The organism is Cutibacterium acnes (assembly GCF_003030305.1).
Lineage (GTDB): Bacteria > Actinomycetota > Actinomycetes > Propionibacteriales > Propionibacteriaceae > Cutibacterium > Cutibacterium acnes.
Map to the genome: position 1 here is coordinate 1,550,844 of NZ_CP023676.1, position 17,239 is coordinate 1,568,082.

Here is a 17,239-nt window from a genome sequence, read left to right on the forward strand (position 1 = left end):
TTGTCAATGTCGCAACCGCCAGGGACTCCAATGCATGATCACGCCCCCATTCTTGACGACAGGGTGCATCGCCATCTCGCTGAGAAGATTCGCCCCGCCGAGACCACCACGGTGTGCCACCTAAACGTCGAGTGGGCCCCCGTCACCGACACCGTCGAGGGGTTGAACAGCCGGCCCGGGGTCGTCGGCCAGGGTGAACCCATCTCGATCAGTGCGGGCCTAGCCCTGGCATATGAGCCCTTCCGGATAGGCGACACATGGGGACCGCCATGGGGAACAACGTGGTTTCACCTCACCGCGACTGTACCGCCAGAGCACCGCGACGACCACCTTGAGATGATCGTCGACCTCGGTGGAGTCTGGGACTCCCCCGGATTCCAGTCCGAGGGGCTAGTCGTGCGTCCGGACGGATCCATCATCAAGGCCCTCAACCCGCGCAATACCTGGATTCCTGTCGAGACTGACACTGAAGGTCACATTGACGTCTACGTCGAAGCCGCCTCGAACCCCATCTTGCTAGCCCAGCCGCCCTTCCAACCTACCGAGGACGGTGACAAGCTCACCGCCTCTACCGACACCTATTACTCGCTCAAGCGAGCCGACCTCGTCGTCGTCAATGACGAGGTACGCGAACTCATTGCCGACATTGTCACCTTGTCTGGTTTGGCCGCCCAGTTGCCGGAGGACTCCGAGCGTCGCTGGGACGTTCGTCGCGCCCTGGACCGCGCTATGGATCGCCTTGACCTATTCGACGTCGTCTCTTCTGCATCAGCAGCTCGCAGCGAGTTAGCCCCTGCCTTGACCCGCCCCGCGCATGACTCGGCCCAGACGATGACTGCCATCGGCCACGCCCACATTGACTCCGCCTGGCTGTGGCCACTGCGCGAAACCCGACGCAAGGTCGCTCGAACAATCTCCAATCAGCTCAACCTCATCGACACCGACCCGGCCCACATCTTTGCCTTCCCAGCCGCTCAGCATTCGGCCTGGCTCGAAGAGGATCATCCTGATCTCTTCGCCAGGTTGCAGAAGGCTGTCAAGGATGGTCGCATCATCCCGGTCGGCGGTATGTGGGTGGAGTCCGATGCCAACCTTCCCGGGGGTGAGTCGATGTGCCGGCAGCTGTTGTACGGACAGCGCTATTTCATGGCGAAACTCGGCCACCATTGTCCCGAAGTGTGGTTGCCCGACTCTTTTGGCTACTCCGGCGCATTACCCCAGCTCGCCAAATTGGCCGGTGCCCACTGGTTTTTAACCCAAAAGATTTCTTGGAACCAGGTCGATAAGTTCCCTCACCATTCGTTCTGGTGGGAAGGAATCGACGGGACCCGCATCTTCACTCACTTCCCGCCAGCCGATACCTATGGCTCCGACTTGTCGGCTCACGATCTCGAGCATGCCCGAGCCAATTTCCAGGACAAAGGTCGCTCCAATTCCTCCTTGGTGCCCTTTGGCTACGGTGACGGCGGTGGCGGCCCCACTCGCGAAATGCTCGCCCAAGCCCGCCGAGTTGCTGATCTTGACGGATCCCCCAAGCTAGCTATCGAGCCTCCGGCCACCTTCTTCTCTCGGGCGGAGTCCGAGCATGAAGACCCCGGAACATGGGTCGGAGAGCTCTACCTCGAGCTGCACCGTGGCACCTTCACCAGCCAATACGAGGTCAAAAAGGGGAACCGTCGCAACGAACACCTGTTGCGTGACGCCGAGCTGTGGTGCGCCACTGCAGCCGTACGCGAGCTCATGGATTATCCCGGGGAGCGCCTGGCCGAGATCTGGCGGACGATCTGCCTGTATCAGTTCCACGACATCTTGCCCGGGTCAGCCATCGCGTGGGTGTACCGCGAGGTCGTCGCCGATCACCGTCGTATCTCCGACGAATTAACCGAACTCATTCACCACGCCCAAGAGCTACTGGCTGGGGAGGGGGACGAAGAGATCGTCTTTGACTCCGCACCCATGGCCCGCCCATGGGCCTCCACGGTCGCCATGGGCGGCAGCAAAGCTCCGTCCATCACGGAGGGCGTCCACGCCGAAGAAAACGAGGAAGACTTCATCGTTGATAACGGTCTGCTACGCATGACTGTTGACGCGCACGGACTCATCACGCACCTCGTCGACACCGCCAGTGGCCGAGACGCCATTCCTGCGGGTCAGCGCGGCAACCTACTCCAAATACACCCAGACTTCCCGAACATGTGGGATGCCTGGGACATCGACCCCTTCTACGCCAACACCGTCACCGACCTCGACGACGGCCAAGCCACCATGAGCCGCAAGGACGGGTCAGTGACCATCAGCGTCACGAGGACTTTTGGCCACTCCAGCGCAACCCAGTCTCTGACTGTCAATCCGGGAGATCCGCGTGTCAAGGTGCACACCCATGTCGACTGGCATGAGCAGGACAGCCTCTTGAAACTGGCCTGGCCGGTGGACGTCCACACGGATCATGCCGATTATGAGATCGAGATGGGCCACATCACTCGCCCCACCCACACCAATACGTCGTGGGATGCTTTCCGGTTCGAAGTCAATGCTCATCGGTGGGTTTACGTGTCCGAACCCGGTTTCGGTGTTGCCATCGCCAACTCTGACACCTACGGATGGAATGTGTCTCGTCACCCCAAAGACAACGGCGGCACCTGGTCGGTTGCTCGCGCATCTCTCCTTAAAGGGGCCCGCTTCCCCGATCCTCGTGCTGACGAGGGTGAGCACGATTTCTTCCACACTCTGCATGTCGGCGCAGATCTGGCCGACGCTATTCGCGACGGGTACGCCGCCAACCTGTGTGTACGTCGTCGTCAGGGTTCTCCGGTCGAGCCGTTGGTGAGTGTTGAGGGGGTTGCAGTCGAAGCCGTCAAACTGGCCGAAGACGGCTCTGGTGACGTCATCGTCCGGCTGTACGAGCCCTACGGACGTCACGTTCACACCACGATGACTCTGGGGTTTGAGGCCACCTCGGCCGTCGAAGTCGACCTGCTCGAGGACCCCCTCGACGGCAACCCGCACGCCCAGGTAGCGCCGTCGGTCGTCACCGCTGACCTTGCTGACGGCACCATCGGTTTGTCCATGCGCCCCTTCCAGGTCGCGACCCTCAGGTTGGGACGCAACCGATGAAGATTGGCGCCAATTACACCCCGTCCCAAGGGTGGTTTCACAGCTGGCTTGACCTCGATATCGACGCCACCCGCCGTGACTTTGAAGGCATCGCCCAGCTCGGCCTCGATCATGTGCGCCTATTTCCGCTCTGGCCGTTGTTACAGCCTAACCGCGGTCTGGTCCGCCCACGGGCCCTCGATGACGTCGTCTCCGTCGTACGCGCGGCCGGCGAATTCGACCTTGAGGTTACCGTCGATGCCCTCAATGGACATCTGTCGAGTTACGACTTTCTGCCCCCCTGGGTGATCACATGGCACACGTCAAATCTCTTCACCGATCCGCTCGTCAAGGCTGGCCAGACCGACCTCATCAGCCAACTGGCAACTCGCCTGCGGGAGGAGCCGAACGCCACCGGCATGACGGTGGGCAACGAGTTCCCGCAGTACGCAGCTCTGGCCCCGGGCCATCATCATCCGACGCGCAGCGAGTGCACCGTCGATGACGCCCAGACGTGGTTGGAAACGATGCTCGGGACCATGCGGGACCAGTGGCCAGACGGACGGTTCTGGTTCGGATTCGACGACGACCTCTGGTTCGTCGACGACCATCCGTTCACCCCGCGTCACGCCGTGACTCAGGGATCTGCTACGACCGTCCATTCTTGGGTGTTCGCGCAGGTCGGGCCGCGGTTCGGAGAGGGACATCCCGCCCTGACGTGGTTCCCGCGCTATCTGCTCGAACTAGCGCGGGCCTGGAGCCATGATCCCGAGCGTCCACTCTGGCTGCAGGAGGTAGGAGCACCTCGAACCCATGTGCCCGACTCCAGCTCGGCCGCCTTTATGACGACAACGATGGCGTCACTAACCTCAACGCCAGGCTTGGAAGCCATCACCTGGTGGTGCTCCCACGACGTCTCCCGTGACTTACTGGATTTTCCAGAACTGGAGTATTCGTTAGGCCTCTTTACCAACGACGGCAAGCCAAAGCCGGAAGCTCTGGCCCTGTCGGACATGCTGCCCGATCTGCACAACGCCCAACCCCAGCACCAACTCGACGAACCACTCGAGTTCAGCGCCAACTGGGATACCGGAGCGGGGCGCTCAGTGTGCTCCCCGATGGGTGATCTCTTCGCTCAATGGGTTGACCAGGCGGAACAAACCGGCCGAGCGCCCAGGCTCGCGCTTCGTCCCACCCCTGGGCTCACAGACCGAGAAGCCCTCGCCAGTGCTCGAGCCCACTGACCGGCTTGGCTGCAACCTCCTCATAATCAGCCCCTCCCGGGAGCCTGGCCATGGATCGTGCCAGGCCTCTGGGTCGGCTGGTTCGTAACCACGCAGTGGCAAAACGATCCAGGAGAGCCGGGGACACCGTCAGTTCTCCCCCGGTCAGGACGTCGAGGCTGTGGCAGACAAGGTCCAGACCGATACGCACGTCTTCCACCCACCCGATCGGGCCGCCACCGAGGGCAGCCTCAGTCTCGTTCGCGCGGTCGTGGAGTCGAGCAATTTCTGCACGGGTGGCAGCGATCCCGTCAGCTCCCAGGTCATCGCCTGGGTCCCCTTCCAGCAGGCACCGAGCCGGCAGTGAATGGTTACGTCGTATGACACCGAGCTTGTCCTCCAGCAGACCTGCTCCGACGAGCAGGTGCGCACCAGGGTGATCATCGACGTCGAACAGCGCCTGCGACACCGCGTTGACAAGGGATTTAGCCGAGTTCAGCCCTTCGGCATGCTCCGGATCCGCCATCGCGACGCCAGTGACGACAAGAGGAACGAGAGAGAAGACGAGTCCCGCATGATGTCCGCTGTCTCCCCAACCCGTGAGCAAGACCCCCTTGCCACCCAGGGAGTGATCGGTGATGACGGCGTCGACGATATTGCCGACGGCGTTGCTCAGACGTCCGGTGAAAGTGTTCCACGCTCCAGTTCCGGGAGCATTCACGAACGGCCGACCAGCATTGGCAACGAGACGGGCGGTGGACGCGAATCCGGCATCAGAACGAATCTCGTAACCTTCCGTGTCAGCGAACTTGGCTTCCATCGCGGGGGACTCATAAGTCCACGGGATGAGCAGGACCTCATCGGGAATGATGTCGAGTGCTTCAGGATGGGAATTGACGATGTCAGCCCACATGGCAACCCGCCAGCCCCTGTCGAGCCATGGGGTGACGACGTCGCGCGCCCATTTCGCGTACACAACCCCCTTGCCCTCATCTCGGCACCGATCAGCACTGACACCGGTGCCCAGCTCCCACGGCTCGTCCAGACCTACGTTGAGAAACTTCGACGAGACAGTCTCCGTCAGTTCGCCCAACAACCTCTGAACGAAGTCAAGATTCTCCGGCACTGGAGCCAAGGTGCTTGCCCTGGCATGAACGCCCCAGGGGAGGTCGACGCCGTCGGGATTCTCACACCGATGGTGATGGGACTCGGTTTCCAACCACGGTTCCATGTGACCCAGACAGTTCTGGTTGGCCCCGAGCTCGATGCCTCGTCCGCGACACAGACCATCGAGCCACCTCATGTCCTCCGCCGTCACGGGGCTGCGGTCGGCCCACACCTCCTCCTCACCGCGGTAGGCAAATCCCGCTTCACCATAGAGCTCAAGGTGATTGAGACCACACCGCGCCATGACGCGCGTCAGGAAATCAAGAGTGGAACGCGTCGGCACACGATCACGGCTGACATCGAGCATGAAGCCACGGAAACTGTCGTCGTATCGTGCAGCATTCACAGGAAACCAACTAGTTCCCGCAGACATCGTCGTCATGCGGACAACCTCCACGTCATTGTCGAGAAATTGATACGTCAATCGTGTTGTACCCGTTCGTAATCCGGTGTATCTTCCTAACGGCAGGTAAACCGTTTCAGTTGACGACGAAGTCGACCGTCCATGACCTGATTCACGAAGGGGTGATTACACTATATGACCAGTCCAGGTCACCCTGAGCCTACCGCTCAGGAGCTCCCGACCACGGCTGACCCCGCTGTGGACCCGTCGCATGCGCAACCCCAGACCTCGGGGCGCTCGCGGCGTCCACATCGTCGTGGCGGCGGAGCGTTCCTTCTCAAGCGGCTGGGCACGTACCTGATAGTCGCCGTCGTGTCAGTGTTGCTGAATTTTATCCTGCCGCGCTTCATGCCGGGCGATCCCGCCACCCAGCTCATCAAGGACATCGTGGCCAAGACCGGCGCCCCGCCATCGGGCTACCAGATGCGCCTCATCAAGGCGCGCTACGGTGATCCCGATCGCTCGGTTCTCCTCCAGTTCTGGGACTACCTCGTTCAGTTGGCCCACGGAGACCTCGGAAAGTCCATCGAGTACTACCCCGTCAACGTCACGACCCTCATCAACCAGGCTCTACCATGGACCTTGTACCTGGCCATCGCCTCGACGATCCTCGGTTGGATCGTTGGAACCTGGTTGGGTGTCCGACTGGGGTGGAAGCCCGGACGCAAGCTCGACTCGATCGTCACCCCCTTATCGATGTTCTTCAGCTCGATCCCAGCCTTCTGGCTCGGCCTGCTCATCGTATGGTACTTCGCCTACAAGAACGGCTGGTTCCCCAACCAGGGCGCCTAATGAGCCTGACCAACGGCCACTTCATCGCATCGGTGCTCATGCACTCGGTACTTCCGTTCTTCACCCTTGTCATCGTCGGGTTCGCAGGCTGGCTGTTCAGCATGCGCAACATGATGATCACCACCGTCAACGACGGATTATGTCCAGCTCGCCCGCGCCAAGGGTCTGTCGTCCTCGCGCATTCGCAATCGCTACGCCGCGCGTAACGCCATCCTTCCCAACTTCACCGGACTCGCTCAGAGCATCGGTGGCTCCTTGACGGCCGTCATTCTGGCCGAGGCGGTGTTCATCTATCCCGGTATCGGCTCCCTCCTCTCGGGCGCTCAGGGCCATCGTGACTACCCGGTCATGCAGGGAATCATGCTGATGATCATCTTCATGAGCCTGCTGTTCAACTTCATCGCGGACTCGGTCTACGTCATCCTCGATCCACGGACTCGAGAGGAGGCCTGATAATGGTCAAAAGGTTCCTCGGAGTCGGGAAGGTGCAGGTCGGTCTCGCGATCATGCTCTTCTTCATCCTGGTCGCCATCCTCGGGCAGCCCTTCTGCACCCATGTGCTGCATACCAGCCCTTACCAGGTCGACTACATGACTCTGGGCGGTACAGCCCCCGGAGGCAAACACTGGCTGGGCACCACCAGCGCCGGACAGGACGTCCTGGCATGGATGCTGTACGGCACCCGAAACTCGGTGGTCGTCGGTCTAGCCTCCGCCGTCATCGGAACGGTCCTGACCGTCGTCATCGGGACCTGGGCCGGATTCTCCGGCGGCTGGATTGACCGCTTCCTCGATGGATTCATCCTGGTCTTCGCCAACATCCCGACCTTCGCCATCCTGTTCATGATCGCCGGTGTCATGCAGAACGCGGGCTGGCTGCTGGTGTCCCTCGTCATTGGCTGCTTCGAATGGTCCGGCGGTGCCCGTCAGATCCGCGCCCAGGCAATGTCCCTGCGAGGACGCGATTTCACCACGGCCCTGCGGACCATCGGTGAATCGCAGTCCCACATCGTGCTCTCAGAGGTCATGCCGCACCTGCTCGGCCTCATCTCCCCGATGTTCCTGCGACTCATCGCCGCCGGCGTCAACATGCAGGCGTCCCTAGCCTTCCTCGGTATCGGTGACCCGTCCATGCCGTCCTGGGGCCTCATGATCAACTGGGCCATGACGCAGAACGCGCTGTTCCGCGGTCTGTGGTGGTGGTTCATTCCTCCGGGTCTCGCACTCGCCCTTATCGGTTTCGCAACCACCATGATCAACTTCGGTCTCGACGAGGTTACCAACCCGACGCTGTCGACCAAGCGTATGAACCTCATGCGCAAGTTCGAGAAGGCCAAGAAGCTGGCCGCAGCCAAACACCCTACCCATGCCGAGGAGACCGCTGCATGACCGCCCAGAGTTCTTCCACTCAAGCCAGGCACGGCATGACCACCGACAACGAAGTCCTGCTGGAGGTCAAGGGTCTGTGCGTCGATTACGTCACCGAGTCCGGAAACATCCGCGCCTGTGACAACGTCAACTTCCTCCTTCGACGCGGCGAAATCCTTGGCGTCGCCGGTGAGTCGGCGTGTGGAAAGTCGACCCTGCTCAACGCACTCGGACGCCTGCAGCGGATGCCTGCCGCCACGAGCGCTGGCCAGATCCTCTTCCATGATCGCAACGGCAGCGTCACCGACCTGGCGACCCTGTCCGAAGCGGACCTCAAGCCGTATCGATGGACCAAGATCGCCGTCGTCATGCAGTCGGCAATGGCCTGCCTCAACCCCATCCTCAAACTGTCCGAGCAGTTCATCGACGTCCAGCGCGCCCATGATCCCTCGTTGGCAGAGAAGGATGCGTTGACCAAGTCCGCCGAGCTCTTGGAGGCGGTCGGGATCTCCGCAGACCGACTCTCGTCTTTCCCCTTCCAGCTCTCAGGTGGCATGCAGCAGCGTGCCCTCATCGCGCTGTCCTTGGTGTGCGAGCCGGATCTGGTTCTCATGGACGAGCCCACCACGGCCGTCGACGTCGTCATGCAGCGACAGATCCTTCAGGAGGTGCTAGCGGCCCAGAAGAGACTCGGATTCTCGATCGTCTTCGTCACCCACGACCTGTCCCTCCTCATGGAGATCTCGGACAAGATAGCGATCATGTACGCCGGACAGATCGTCGAGGTTGGCACCCCGGCACGATTCCACTCCAGTGCCCGTCACCCGTACACCCGCGGTCTGCGTCTGGCCTTCCCGCCGCTGAGCGAGCCACTGCGTCGACTCGAAGGCATCAAGGGTTCTCCCCCTGACCTTCTCGACCTGCCAACCGGTTGTGCCTTCGCTCCGCGGTGCGAATTTGCCATGCCGATCTGTCATCAACGAATCCCCGAGCTTCGCACCATCGACGAGGGAGCGTCTGCCTGCTACCTGTCAAACGGAGAGCTTTCCGATCAAGAACTGGCGGACCAGCAGAAGCAGGCCACGAATCATGAGGAGGCGATCGCATGACCGGCGCCCACGTCGACGACCGCACCGCGGTCCTTGAGGCACGCAACGTCAGTCTGGATTTCGACGGCACGGATTCGTCAGGATCCAAGGTGACCATCCACGCCCTCGACCGCGTCAACCTGACCATTCACCGCGGCGAGATCACTGCCCTCGTCGGTGAGTCGGGTTCCGGCAAAACGTCGATCGCCCGTCTTTTCGCCCTGATCTACAAGCCCACGAGCGGCGAGCTCTACCGTAACGGCGAGTTGGTGCACGTGCACGGCAAGCGTGCCGAACGTGCCTACTATCGAGATGTCCAGCTCATCTACCAGGACCCTTTCGCATCCCTCAACGGACTGAAGAAGATCTCGACAATCCTGGGCCGGGTCTTCAAGATCCACTACCCGAAGATGCGTCGCAAGGAAATTGCTCAGCGGATTGACGACGTCTTAACAAAGGTCAACATGACACCGCCGTCGCGCTACCTCAACCGCTACCCCACTGACCTTTCGGGTGGTCAGCGTCAGCGCATCGCCATCGCCCGAGCTCTGGCGGTCAGCCCGCAGGTTTTGCTGGCCGACGAACCAACATCGATGCTCGACGCCTCCATCCGTCTGGACGTTCTCAACCTGCTGTCGGATCTGCGTGAGACCGAAGGAGTGTCGGTCCTCTACATCACCCATGACATCGCATCCGCGCGCTACATCTGTGACCGCATCAACGTCATGTACGGCGGTCGCATCGTCGAAGCTGGCCCGACTAAGCAGATCATCAGCGACACCATTCACCCCTATACCCGCCTCCTCTTGTCCGCCGCGCCCGATCCGGCTCGGTACAAGGGATCGGCCAACAGCACCGCGATCGATATTCTCGAAGGCGCCCCCATGAATAACTCCGTGAGGGTTAAAGGATGTCGTTTCGCACCATTATGTCCGTTGGCACAACCCCGTTGCACCGAGGAGGAGTTGCCTAAGTTCCACAGCGAGGACGGCACTCGGGAAGTCACATGCTGGGAGGCGGAAGAACGGAGGGAATTCCATCGAGTATGACAATACGTTCTGGTATGTTCTCTCCATAGAAGGCAGTCATTGATTTTGTCTCCAAAAAGACACATTAATACCCAAATGAGGGTATTTTAACATGGACCCGAAACCACTTAGTTTTCCAATTTCGCGGCGATCCTTGCTCTTCACCGCAGGGTCGGTTGCCCTCACCATTCCGCTGCTGAGCGCATGCGGCAGTGGTGACACTGACGCCAAGGGCAGCAGAAGCAAGAAGGGCACCATCGCCAAAGACGGCGTATTGACCATCGGCGCCGCAGTCTCGACCTCGAACGTCTTCCCCCACAACTTCAACGTGTTCGGCGGTGGTGATTCCGCTCCTGGCAACGCCATGTTCTGGGAGACCTTGTTCCGCATCTCCTCCAAGGACGGCATGAAGCTGGTGCCGAATCTCGCTAAGGAGGTCAAGTACACCAGCGGCGGCAAGGTCGCAACGTACAAGCTGCGCGACGACGTCACCTGGAATGACGGAAAGCCGTTCACCTCGAAGGACGTTGCCTTCACCTATGGCTTCATCTTCGGCCCACCCGGACAATCCACCGAGAAGGATTTCAAGTGGCTCGCTAAGCCGATTGAAACCCCCGATAAGCACACCGTTGTGGTTACCTATAATGAGCCTCAGTATACTGAGGATATTCCGCTCTCGCTGTACTTCCCGATTTACCCGGAGCACATTTACAGCAAGGTTGACCACCAGAATTATGTGGACAAGAATCCGGTTGGAACCGGTCCTGGAAAGCTGAAGTCTTTCGCCGGCCAGCTCATTGAAATCGACATTCGTGACGATTACTGGGGCAAGAAGCCCAAGGGCGTCAAGACCATCAAGCTGGTGCCGGCAGGAACCGCTGGCAACATTCAGTCCCAGATCACCCAGGGCAAGGTCGACTGGGCCGAGGGCGGCGACCCTGGCGTCATCACCAGCTTCCTCCCGATGGACAAGGACCACAACGGCTACAACTACTACGCCGACGGTTCGACCCGAGGAATCATCCTATCGACCCACTCCCTGCCGACCTCCGACGTGGCCGTTCGCAAGGCCCTGCGAGCTAGCGTAGACATGGGCGTCGTCGCCAAGGCTGGCGGTGTCGGATACACCGTGCCCAGCGTGACCGGCCTGGATCCTGTCATCTACGCCAACATGCTGAAGCCGGAGTTCAAGAAGCCGATGGCTCCGGATGTCGAGGCTGCCAAGAAGTTCCTCAAGGATGCCGGCTGGACCGTTCAGAATGGCAACCTCTGCAAGGACGGCAAGGAATACCCGCTCCAGCTGACCATTCGTAATGACAACCCGGTCGAGATGGCCACTATGCCGATCGTCGTCTCCCAGTGGAAGGACAACCTGGGCATCAACGTCAAGTTCACCCCGCTGCCCAAGGAAGTCTTCGACCCCGCCCAGGCCATGGGCGAGTATGACATGTCGCTGTGGACGACCAACGCCGCCGGTGGCGCGTTCAACGCCTACACGATGTACATGCAGACGAAGAACTACAAACTTGGCGACAAGAAGGCCGACGGCAACTACGGTCGCTGGAAGTGCTCCAAGGAAGCCGACGAAGCCATCGCGAACCTCCCGAAAGTGCCGCAGGACGACATCAAGGAGATCACTCGTCGTCGCCAGATCCTGCAACAGGCCGTCTACGACGATGCCCCGTACATTCCGGTGCAGAACTCGGGTACTGGCGGCATGTACACCACCAAGAAGTGGAGCGGCCTCAAGAAGGCGGAGGACGTCGACTACTTTCCGCGCGCCAGTGGCTACAACAATATGATTCACACGGTCAACGACTTCGACTGATGTAATCATGAATGATGCCTGGGGCCTTACGGAGCCCCGGGCATCGTCCCGCTCTCCCCACAACCAGAGGTTCTGATGCCAACCGATCACCGGATCGTGGCCTACCACCAGACCCATGGGCACGGCGACACCTTCGTCGATCTGTCCCCCCTGGGAGCGAGCGCCCCACTCACCCACCTCATCGTCGCGGCCTTGCACATTGCCGACGACGGCACCGTCATTCTCAATGATCATCCGGTTGACGACGACTACCACACCCAGTTGTGGGACCAGCTCGATGCGGTGAGATCGCGCGGTGTCCGCGTCCTCGCCATGGTCGGCGGCTGGGCCCCGGGCACGATGTGCAAACTCGACGGCGAATCATTGTCGATCTACTACCCCGGGCTACGAGATTTCCTAACGCAACGCCATTTCGACGGTATCGACATCGACGTCGAGCAAGAGATGTCCTTGCCCGGTGTGTGCACCCTCATCGAAAGGTTCCGCTCAGACTTCGACGAGGACTTCGAGATCGTTCTTGCTCCTGTTGCCTCGGCCCTTCATGGTGACGCCAACCTGTCTGGCTTCGACTATCAAGAACTCCACCAGCTGCGTGGGGACGACATCGACTTCTACAACGCGCAGTTCTACTCAGGTTTCGGCTCCCTTGCGAGCCCTGACGACTACATCTCCATTGTCGAGCACAGCATCATCCCGGTGAATAAGATCGTCACTGGGATGGCTGGCAGTCCAGACGCCGCACAGGGTTTCGTCGACATGGCCACTGTGTCAGACACCATTTCCACGCTGTGCCAGCGCTACCCAAATTTCGGCGGTGTCGACGTCTGGGAATACCCCTTGGCGTTACCAGGAGCGCCGGACCATCCTGACCAATGGGTTCATGTCATGCATCACGCGATGTCTCACCGCTGACACCTACCACCACCCCCTATTTCACACGACGTGTCCATGACCATTCATCCCGACGCCTTTCGCACCCTTGGAGGAGTTGACCTTAGCCGATTTCAACGATGCCCGGCCGAACAAGACACTGTCCCAAATAAACCTCGTGCGCACAAGCATTAATCATATTTCCGAGCGGGTATCCTTCACCTTGACGAGCGGAATCCTCTCCCGCGATCCTATTCCCAAGGGATCGGCAGCCGATGTCGCCAACGCTTTCCGAAAATCCGTCGAGGGTGGAGCAATTGGGACGGTGATAATTCTGCCATAACCCCCAAAGCGGAATAGCGTGAGCAGGATTCTCCAGCATCTACTAATGCGGGAATCTTTCATGCAAAGCGGCATTAACCATTTCCGGCACAAATTCGGATACATTGCCGCCATTACAAGCAGCAGAGCGAATCATCGAGGAGCTGATCGTGCCGAATTCACGGCCGGCCGGGAGCAAAATCGTTTCAATACCACTCATAGCCTTATTGAGGTGAGCCATCTGGAGTTCGTAGTCGAAGTCGCCACCAAATCGCAACCCGCGGATGATCGCGTCAGCTCCCATTTCGGTGCAGAAGTCGACCAGCAGTCCGTCAACGAGCGCCACCTCGACACCGGGAATATCAGCGACAGCATCGTTAACGAAGGCCACCCGCTCATCCATGGAGAAGATGCCGTTCTTCGCGGAGTTCATGGCCACTCCGACGACGACCTCGTCGACGAGTTCGGCCGCTCGGGTCACGATGTCAACGTGACCGAGGGTGATGGGGTCGAATGACCCTGAGAAGACTGCTTTCACTGCTGCTCCCTGCCCGCATCTACCTCCGGCTCACCGGTACGTTGGGCGTAATAGACAACTGTCTCACCGTAGCGAGAATTCCACGACTCGTATCCATCCGGAAAACGGGGATCCCGACTTCTCCGTGATCTCTCGACTACGAGCAGACCGTTGTGGGCGAGGGCCCCGTCGCACGCTGTCAAGATGAGGCTATCCATGTCGTCGGCGGCGAGGTCGTAGGGCGGATCGAACCAAACGACGTCAAAGACGCGGTGGTTCTGGGCGAGGAAAGCCGTCACCGTCTGGGACGACACCTCGATCCTCAACCGGGTTGTCCGAGAATTATCTTTCATGACATTGCAGGCGCAGCGATCGCGGTCGACGGCAACCACCGTTGTGGCCCCCCTACTGGCAGCCTCTAAGGCCACGGCACCTGAACCAGCGAACAGATCGCAGAATGCCTGACCGGCCAATTGGACCTCGGGAACCTCATTAGCGGTCCCGTTCCATGCCGCCAAAGCGGAGAACACACCCTCACGTACCCGGTCGGTCGTCGGACGGGTCAGTCGTCCCGGCGGGGTAGTCAGACGTTGCCCGCCGGCACGTCCCGCAATAATCCTGCTCACTGCTCCAGGCTAGCGGTACCAGATTCCCATTTCTCCAGCCACGTGCAGGGGTCATGTGGTATTCCGAGGTGAAGAACCTCGGTAACTTTGTGCCAGTCGACTCCCGAAGTGCGCCGCATTCCGGAAGAATAGGCCCATGATCAATGAGGAGAACCCGATCACCGAGGTCCCGGAGGATAGCTGCTGGGGCTACCTGGATACCGCTGAGGTCGGTCGCCTGGCCACCAGTGTCAATGACCAGCCCGAGGTATTCCCCGTCAACTACGTCGTTGACGGACAGAGCATCGTCTTCCGCACTGCTGCTGGTAGCAAACTGGAGGACATAGTCACGAACAACCGCGTCGCCTTCGAGGCGGACGGCTGGACCGAGGAGGCCGGCTGGTCGGTCGTTTTGCGTGGCAAGGCCGAAATCATCACTGACGACGCCGAGCTTGCCCTGTGCGACAAGATGCCGCTACTCCCCTGGGTTCCCACTGTTAAGCGCAATTACGTTCGTGTCGAGGCTGATCAGATCACCGGACGCACCTTTGCCTTCGGGCCGGAGCCGAAAGGTAACTGAGACTAGTTCAGTAGGCCCGGATCGCTCTCGCGGTTCGGGCCTTCATGAAGCTTCATAGCCGACGGCGCGGAGAGTCGGCTCAGTCTTCTTTAACGGGGGCCGGCTCAACCCTGTTCCATGAGGTTACCCTCAGCGAGCATCTCGGTGGCGGTCACGACGTCAAGGAGTCTCGGATCATCGGGAGCTTCGGCCACCCACCGTTCGGCCAGGTCTTTCGATGCTGTCACAATCTCAGCGTGGTCGAGCACCCGCAACAGGCGTAGCGGAGACGAATAACCGGCTTGAGAGGATCCCAGCACATTGCCTTCATGACGCTGAGCTAGGTCAAGTTCGGCTAGTTCAAATCCATCACGGGACGCGGCCACGGCGTCCAAACGCTCGCGCGCCACCGATCCGGGCGGCGCCGTCGTCACCAGCAGGCAGAGCCCCGGCAAGTTACCTCGTCCGATCCGACCGCGCAACTGGTGCAGCTGCGAGACGCCAAACCGGTCGGCGTCCATGATGACCATCATGGTGGCATTGGGGACGTCGACGCCGACCTCAATCACCGTTGTGGAGATAAGCACCTGCGACTCACCCTTGATAAACCTGTCCATAACGAGGTCTTTCTCGGACGAATCTAGCCGGGAGTGCAGGGCCTCAACTCTTAATCCGGCGAGAGGTCCCGTCGCCAGTTGAGGAGCGAGCTCTTCGACGGCAGCTGCGGGACGGCGCCCACCTTCGACGTCGTCAGCGTCGTCGGAATTGATGCGAGGGCAGACCACAAACACCTGATGTCCGGCATCACATTCCTCCCGGATCCGCTGCCAGGCGCGGGTGAGCCAGGATCCATGGGCGGGCAGGTCGACGACCGTGGTCTGAACGTCGGCACGTCCAGTCGGTAATTCTCTCAAGCTCGAGACCTCGAGGTCACCGAAGACCGTCATCGCCACCGTTCGCGGAATCGGGGTCGCGGTGAGAACAAGTTCGTGGGGGCGTGCGCCCTCCCCAGTAGTGAGAACACTGCGTTGCTCAACGCCGAAGCGATGCTGCTCATCGACGACGACTAATCCAATGTCGTTGTAAATCACTCGGCCCGACAGCAGGGAATGGGTGCCGACGATAATTCCAGCGGCTCCTGAGGCAATATCAGCCAGTGCCGCCCGGGTGCCCGCAGCCTTCATCGAGCCGGTCAGTAGCGCCACACCCGTGGAGATCTCCGGGGCATCCAATCCCCCGCCGGACGCCAAGTCGCCCAACATATTGATAATGGTTCGGTAATGCTGCTGAGCAAGGACTTCGGTCGGCGCCAGCAGGACAGCTTGGTGCCCAGCGTCAACAACCTGCAACATCGCTCGCAGCGCAACGAAGGTTTTTCCCGAGCCAACTTCTCCTTGCAATAATCGGTGCATGGGACGATCTGCCGAGAGGTCGGCGTCAATCACCCGACTCACCTCGTCCTGGCCGACAGTCGGGGTAAAGGGCAGGCGGTCCTCAAAGGCTGCCAGCAATCCGCCGTCGCGACGCGAACACACCGGGGCATCATGACGCTCTGCACTGCGGCGTCGCACCGCCATCGTCACCTGGGTGGCTATCGCCTCTTCCCAGATAAGTCGTTCGGCGCCGCGATCAGCCTCAGCCACCGAATGCGGGTAATGGATGGCGTGGTAAGCCTCCCATAAACTCGGTAGGTCAGCTTCTTGACGTAACCATTCAGGCAGGGTGTCCTCGAGTTCGGGCGTGGATTCGAGCAGCATCGACTCCACTGAGGCGATTTCCCAGGTACGCAATTTCGACGTCTGCTGGTAAAGGCCCAGCAAACCATGACGTTGTACCTGGGCAGCCATCACCTTGCCCTCCTCGCGACCTGCCACGACCTTCCCGTTGCGGTCAATCATGACGAAGTCGGGGTGGACGAGCTGCGGGTTCCCACGGAACTCCCCCACCTTGCCGACAAAGATGCCGTGAGTATGGGCCGAAAAAATGCGTTGCCAGTAGGAAACGATGTGGGGTTTGCCGAAGAACGTAACGGGCAGGCGCGCTTTACCGTCAGAAAGCATGACTTCCAGACGTTGACGCGGGCGTCTCTCCCTGCCAGTGACAGTCTTGTTGGTGTGAACCTCGACGCCGACAACATCGGCCACCAAGGCGACTTCAGTGTCAATGACTAAGTGGGACAAGTCGGTGGTTTCGGTGCCGGTAAGGTAGCGACGCGGAAGATGACCGAGGGCCTCTCCCACCGTGCCAACATGCAGCGCAGAGAAGGCCTTGGCCGTCTTGGCTCCCACCGCCTCCGCTAAGGGACGATGAAGCTCCTTCTGGGTGCGGGTACGCCACCTGGTCACTGCATTCACATCGTCACCGTATCGACCCATAAC

Annotated in this window: 16 protein-coding genes; 12 read left to right on the plus strand and 4 right to left on the minus strand. The window is 60.3% G+C overall.

The window, feature by feature from the left end; translation table 11 throughout:
- Positions 1-30: 30 nt before the first annotated feature.
- Both CPA42_RS07880 and CPA42_RS07885 read left to right on the plus strand, forming a co-directional pair.
- A complete protein-coding gene (locus CPA42_RS07880; RefSeq protein ID WP_002517035.1) occupies positions 31-3,114 on the plus strand; it encodes an alpha-mannosidase in 3,084 nt (1,027 codons plus the stop codon).
- The gene (locus CPA42_RS07885) at positions 3,111-4,337 is read left to right on the plus strand and encodes a glycoside hydrolase 5 family protein (protein WP_002516975.1); all 1,227 of its coding nucleotides are present in this window, start codon (positions 3,111-3,113) and stop codon (positions 4,335-4,337) included. Before CPA42_RS07880 ends, CPA42_RS07885 begins: the two co-directional genes overlap by 4 nt.
- Here the strand turns inward: CPA42_RS07885 and CPA42_RS07890 are convergent.
- Positions 4,297-5,907: a beta-N-acetylhexosaminidase gene (locus tag CPA42_RS07890; RefSeq protein WP_002519319.1), complete on the minus strand. Its 1,611-nt coding sequence runs from the start codon at positions 5,905-5,907 to the stop codon at positions 4,297-4,299. The two genes, CPA42_RS07885 and CPA42_RS07890, sit on opposite strands and share 41 nt — an antisense overlap.
- 114 nt (positions 5,908-6,021) lie before the next feature.
- On the opposite strand from CPA42_RS07890, the gene CPA42_RS07895 reads away from it, so the two are divergent.
- The 9 genes from CPA42_RS07895 to CPA42_RS07935 all read left to right on the plus strand — a co-directional run bounded on the left by CPA42_RS07895 (position 6,022) and on the right by CPA42_RS07935 (position 13,202).
- Positions 6,022-6,678: an ABC transporter permease gene (locus tag CPA42_RS07895; RefSeq protein ID WP_002516908.1), complete on the plus strand. Its 657-nt coding sequence runs from the start codon at positions 6,022-6,024 to the stop codon at positions 6,676-6,678.
- Complete coding sequence (locus tag CPA42_RS07900; protein ID WP_002516990.1) at positions 6,678-6,884, plus strand: hypothetical protein; 207 nt, start codon at positions 6,678-6,680, stop codon at positions 6,882-6,884. Before CPA42_RS07895 ends, CPA42_RS07900 begins: the two co-directional genes overlap by 1 nt.
- Positions 6,859-7,131 carry an ABC transporter permease subunit gene (locus tag CPA42_RS07905; protein WP_096335125.1) on the plus strand — a complete coding sequence of 91 codons (273 nt, stop codon included), beginning with the start codon at positions 6,859-6,861 and terminating at the stop codon, positions 7,129-7,131. Before CPA42_RS07900 ends, CPA42_RS07905 begins: the two co-directional genes overlap by 26 nt.
- A gap of 2 nt (positions 7,132-7,133) precedes the next feature.
- Positions 7,134-8,066, plus strand: a complete 933-nt coding sequence (locus CPA42_RS07910) for an ABC transporter permease (RefSeq protein ID WP_002516925.1) — start codon at positions 7,134-7,136, stop codon at positions 8,064-8,066.
- Positions 8,063-9,154: an ABC transporter ATP-binding protein gene (locus CPA42_RS07915; RefSeq protein WP_002516956.1), complete on the plus strand. Its 1,092-nt coding sequence runs from the start codon at positions 8,063-8,065 to the stop codon at positions 9,152-9,154. The genes CPA42_RS07910 and CPA42_RS07915 overlap by 4 nt, the downstream gene beginning before the upstream one ends.
- Positions 9,151-10,182 (plus strand): ABC transporter ATP-binding protein, encoded by a 1,032-nt coding sequence (locus tag CPA42_RS07920; RefSeq protein WP_002516872.1) that lies wholly within the window; start codon positions 9,151-9,153, stop codon positions 10,180-10,182. The genes CPA42_RS07915 and CPA42_RS07920 overlap by 4 nt, the downstream gene beginning before the upstream one ends.
- A gap of 133 nt (positions 10,183-10,315) precedes the next feature.
- Positions 10,316-11,989 carry an ABC transporter substrate-binding protein gene (locus CPA42_RS07925; protein WP_002519318.1) on the plus strand — a complete coding sequence of 558 codons (1,674 nt, stop codon included), beginning with the start codon at positions 10,316-10,318 and terminating at the stop codon, positions 11,987-11,989.
- A 75-nt stretch (positions 11,990-12,064) separates the two neighbouring features.
- The gene (locus tag CPA42_RS07930) at positions 12,065-12,901 is read left to right on the plus strand and encodes a glycosyl hydrolase family 18 protein (protein WP_002516986.1); all 837 of its coding nucleotides are present in this window, start codon (positions 12,065-12,067) and stop codon (positions 12,899-12,901) included.
- Between the two features lie 67 nt (positions 12,902-12,968).
- Positions 12,969-13,202, plus strand: coding sequence for a Rossmann-fold NAD(P)-binding domain-containing protein (locus tag CPA42_RS07935; protein ID WP_002519317.1), 234 nt, complete (start codon positions 12,969-12,971; stop codon positions 13,200-13,202).
- Positions 13,203-13,244: 42 nt separating this feature from the next.
- Here the strand turns inward: CPA42_RS07935 and coaD are convergent, their stop codons facing one another.
- Entirely contained in the window at positions 13,245-13,718 is a 474-nt protein-coding gene (gene coaD, locus CPA42_RS07940) for a pantetheine-phosphate adenylyltransferase (RefSeq protein WP_002517027.1), read from the minus strand.
- On the minus strand, positions 13,715-14,323 hold the full coding sequence (locus tag CPA42_RS07945; protein ID WP_002516960.1) for an RsmD family RNA methyltransferase: 609 nt from the start codon (positions 14,321-14,323) through the stop codon (positions 13,715-13,717). Before CPA42_RS07945 ends, coaD begins: the two co-directional genes overlap by 4 nt.
- Positions 14,324-14,459: 136 nt before the next feature.
- Here CPA42_RS07945 and CPA42_RS07950 point away from each other — a divergent pair, with 136 nt between their 5' ends.
- Positions 14,460-14,882: a pyridoxamine 5'-phosphate oxidase family protein gene (locus CPA42_RS07950; RefSeq protein WP_002514275.1), complete on the plus strand. Its 423-nt coding sequence runs from the start codon at positions 14,460-14,462 to the stop codon at positions 14,880-14,882.
- A gap of 104 nt (positions 14,883-14,986) precedes the next feature.
- Here the strand turns inward: CPA42_RS07950 and CPA42_RS07955 are convergent, their stop codons facing one another.
- Entirely contained in the window at positions 14,987-17,236 is a 2,250-nt protein-coding gene (locus CPA42_RS07955; RefSeq protein WP_002516952.1) for an ATP-dependent DNA helicase RecG, read from the minus strand.
- Positions 17,237-17,239: the final 3 nt, after the last annotated feature.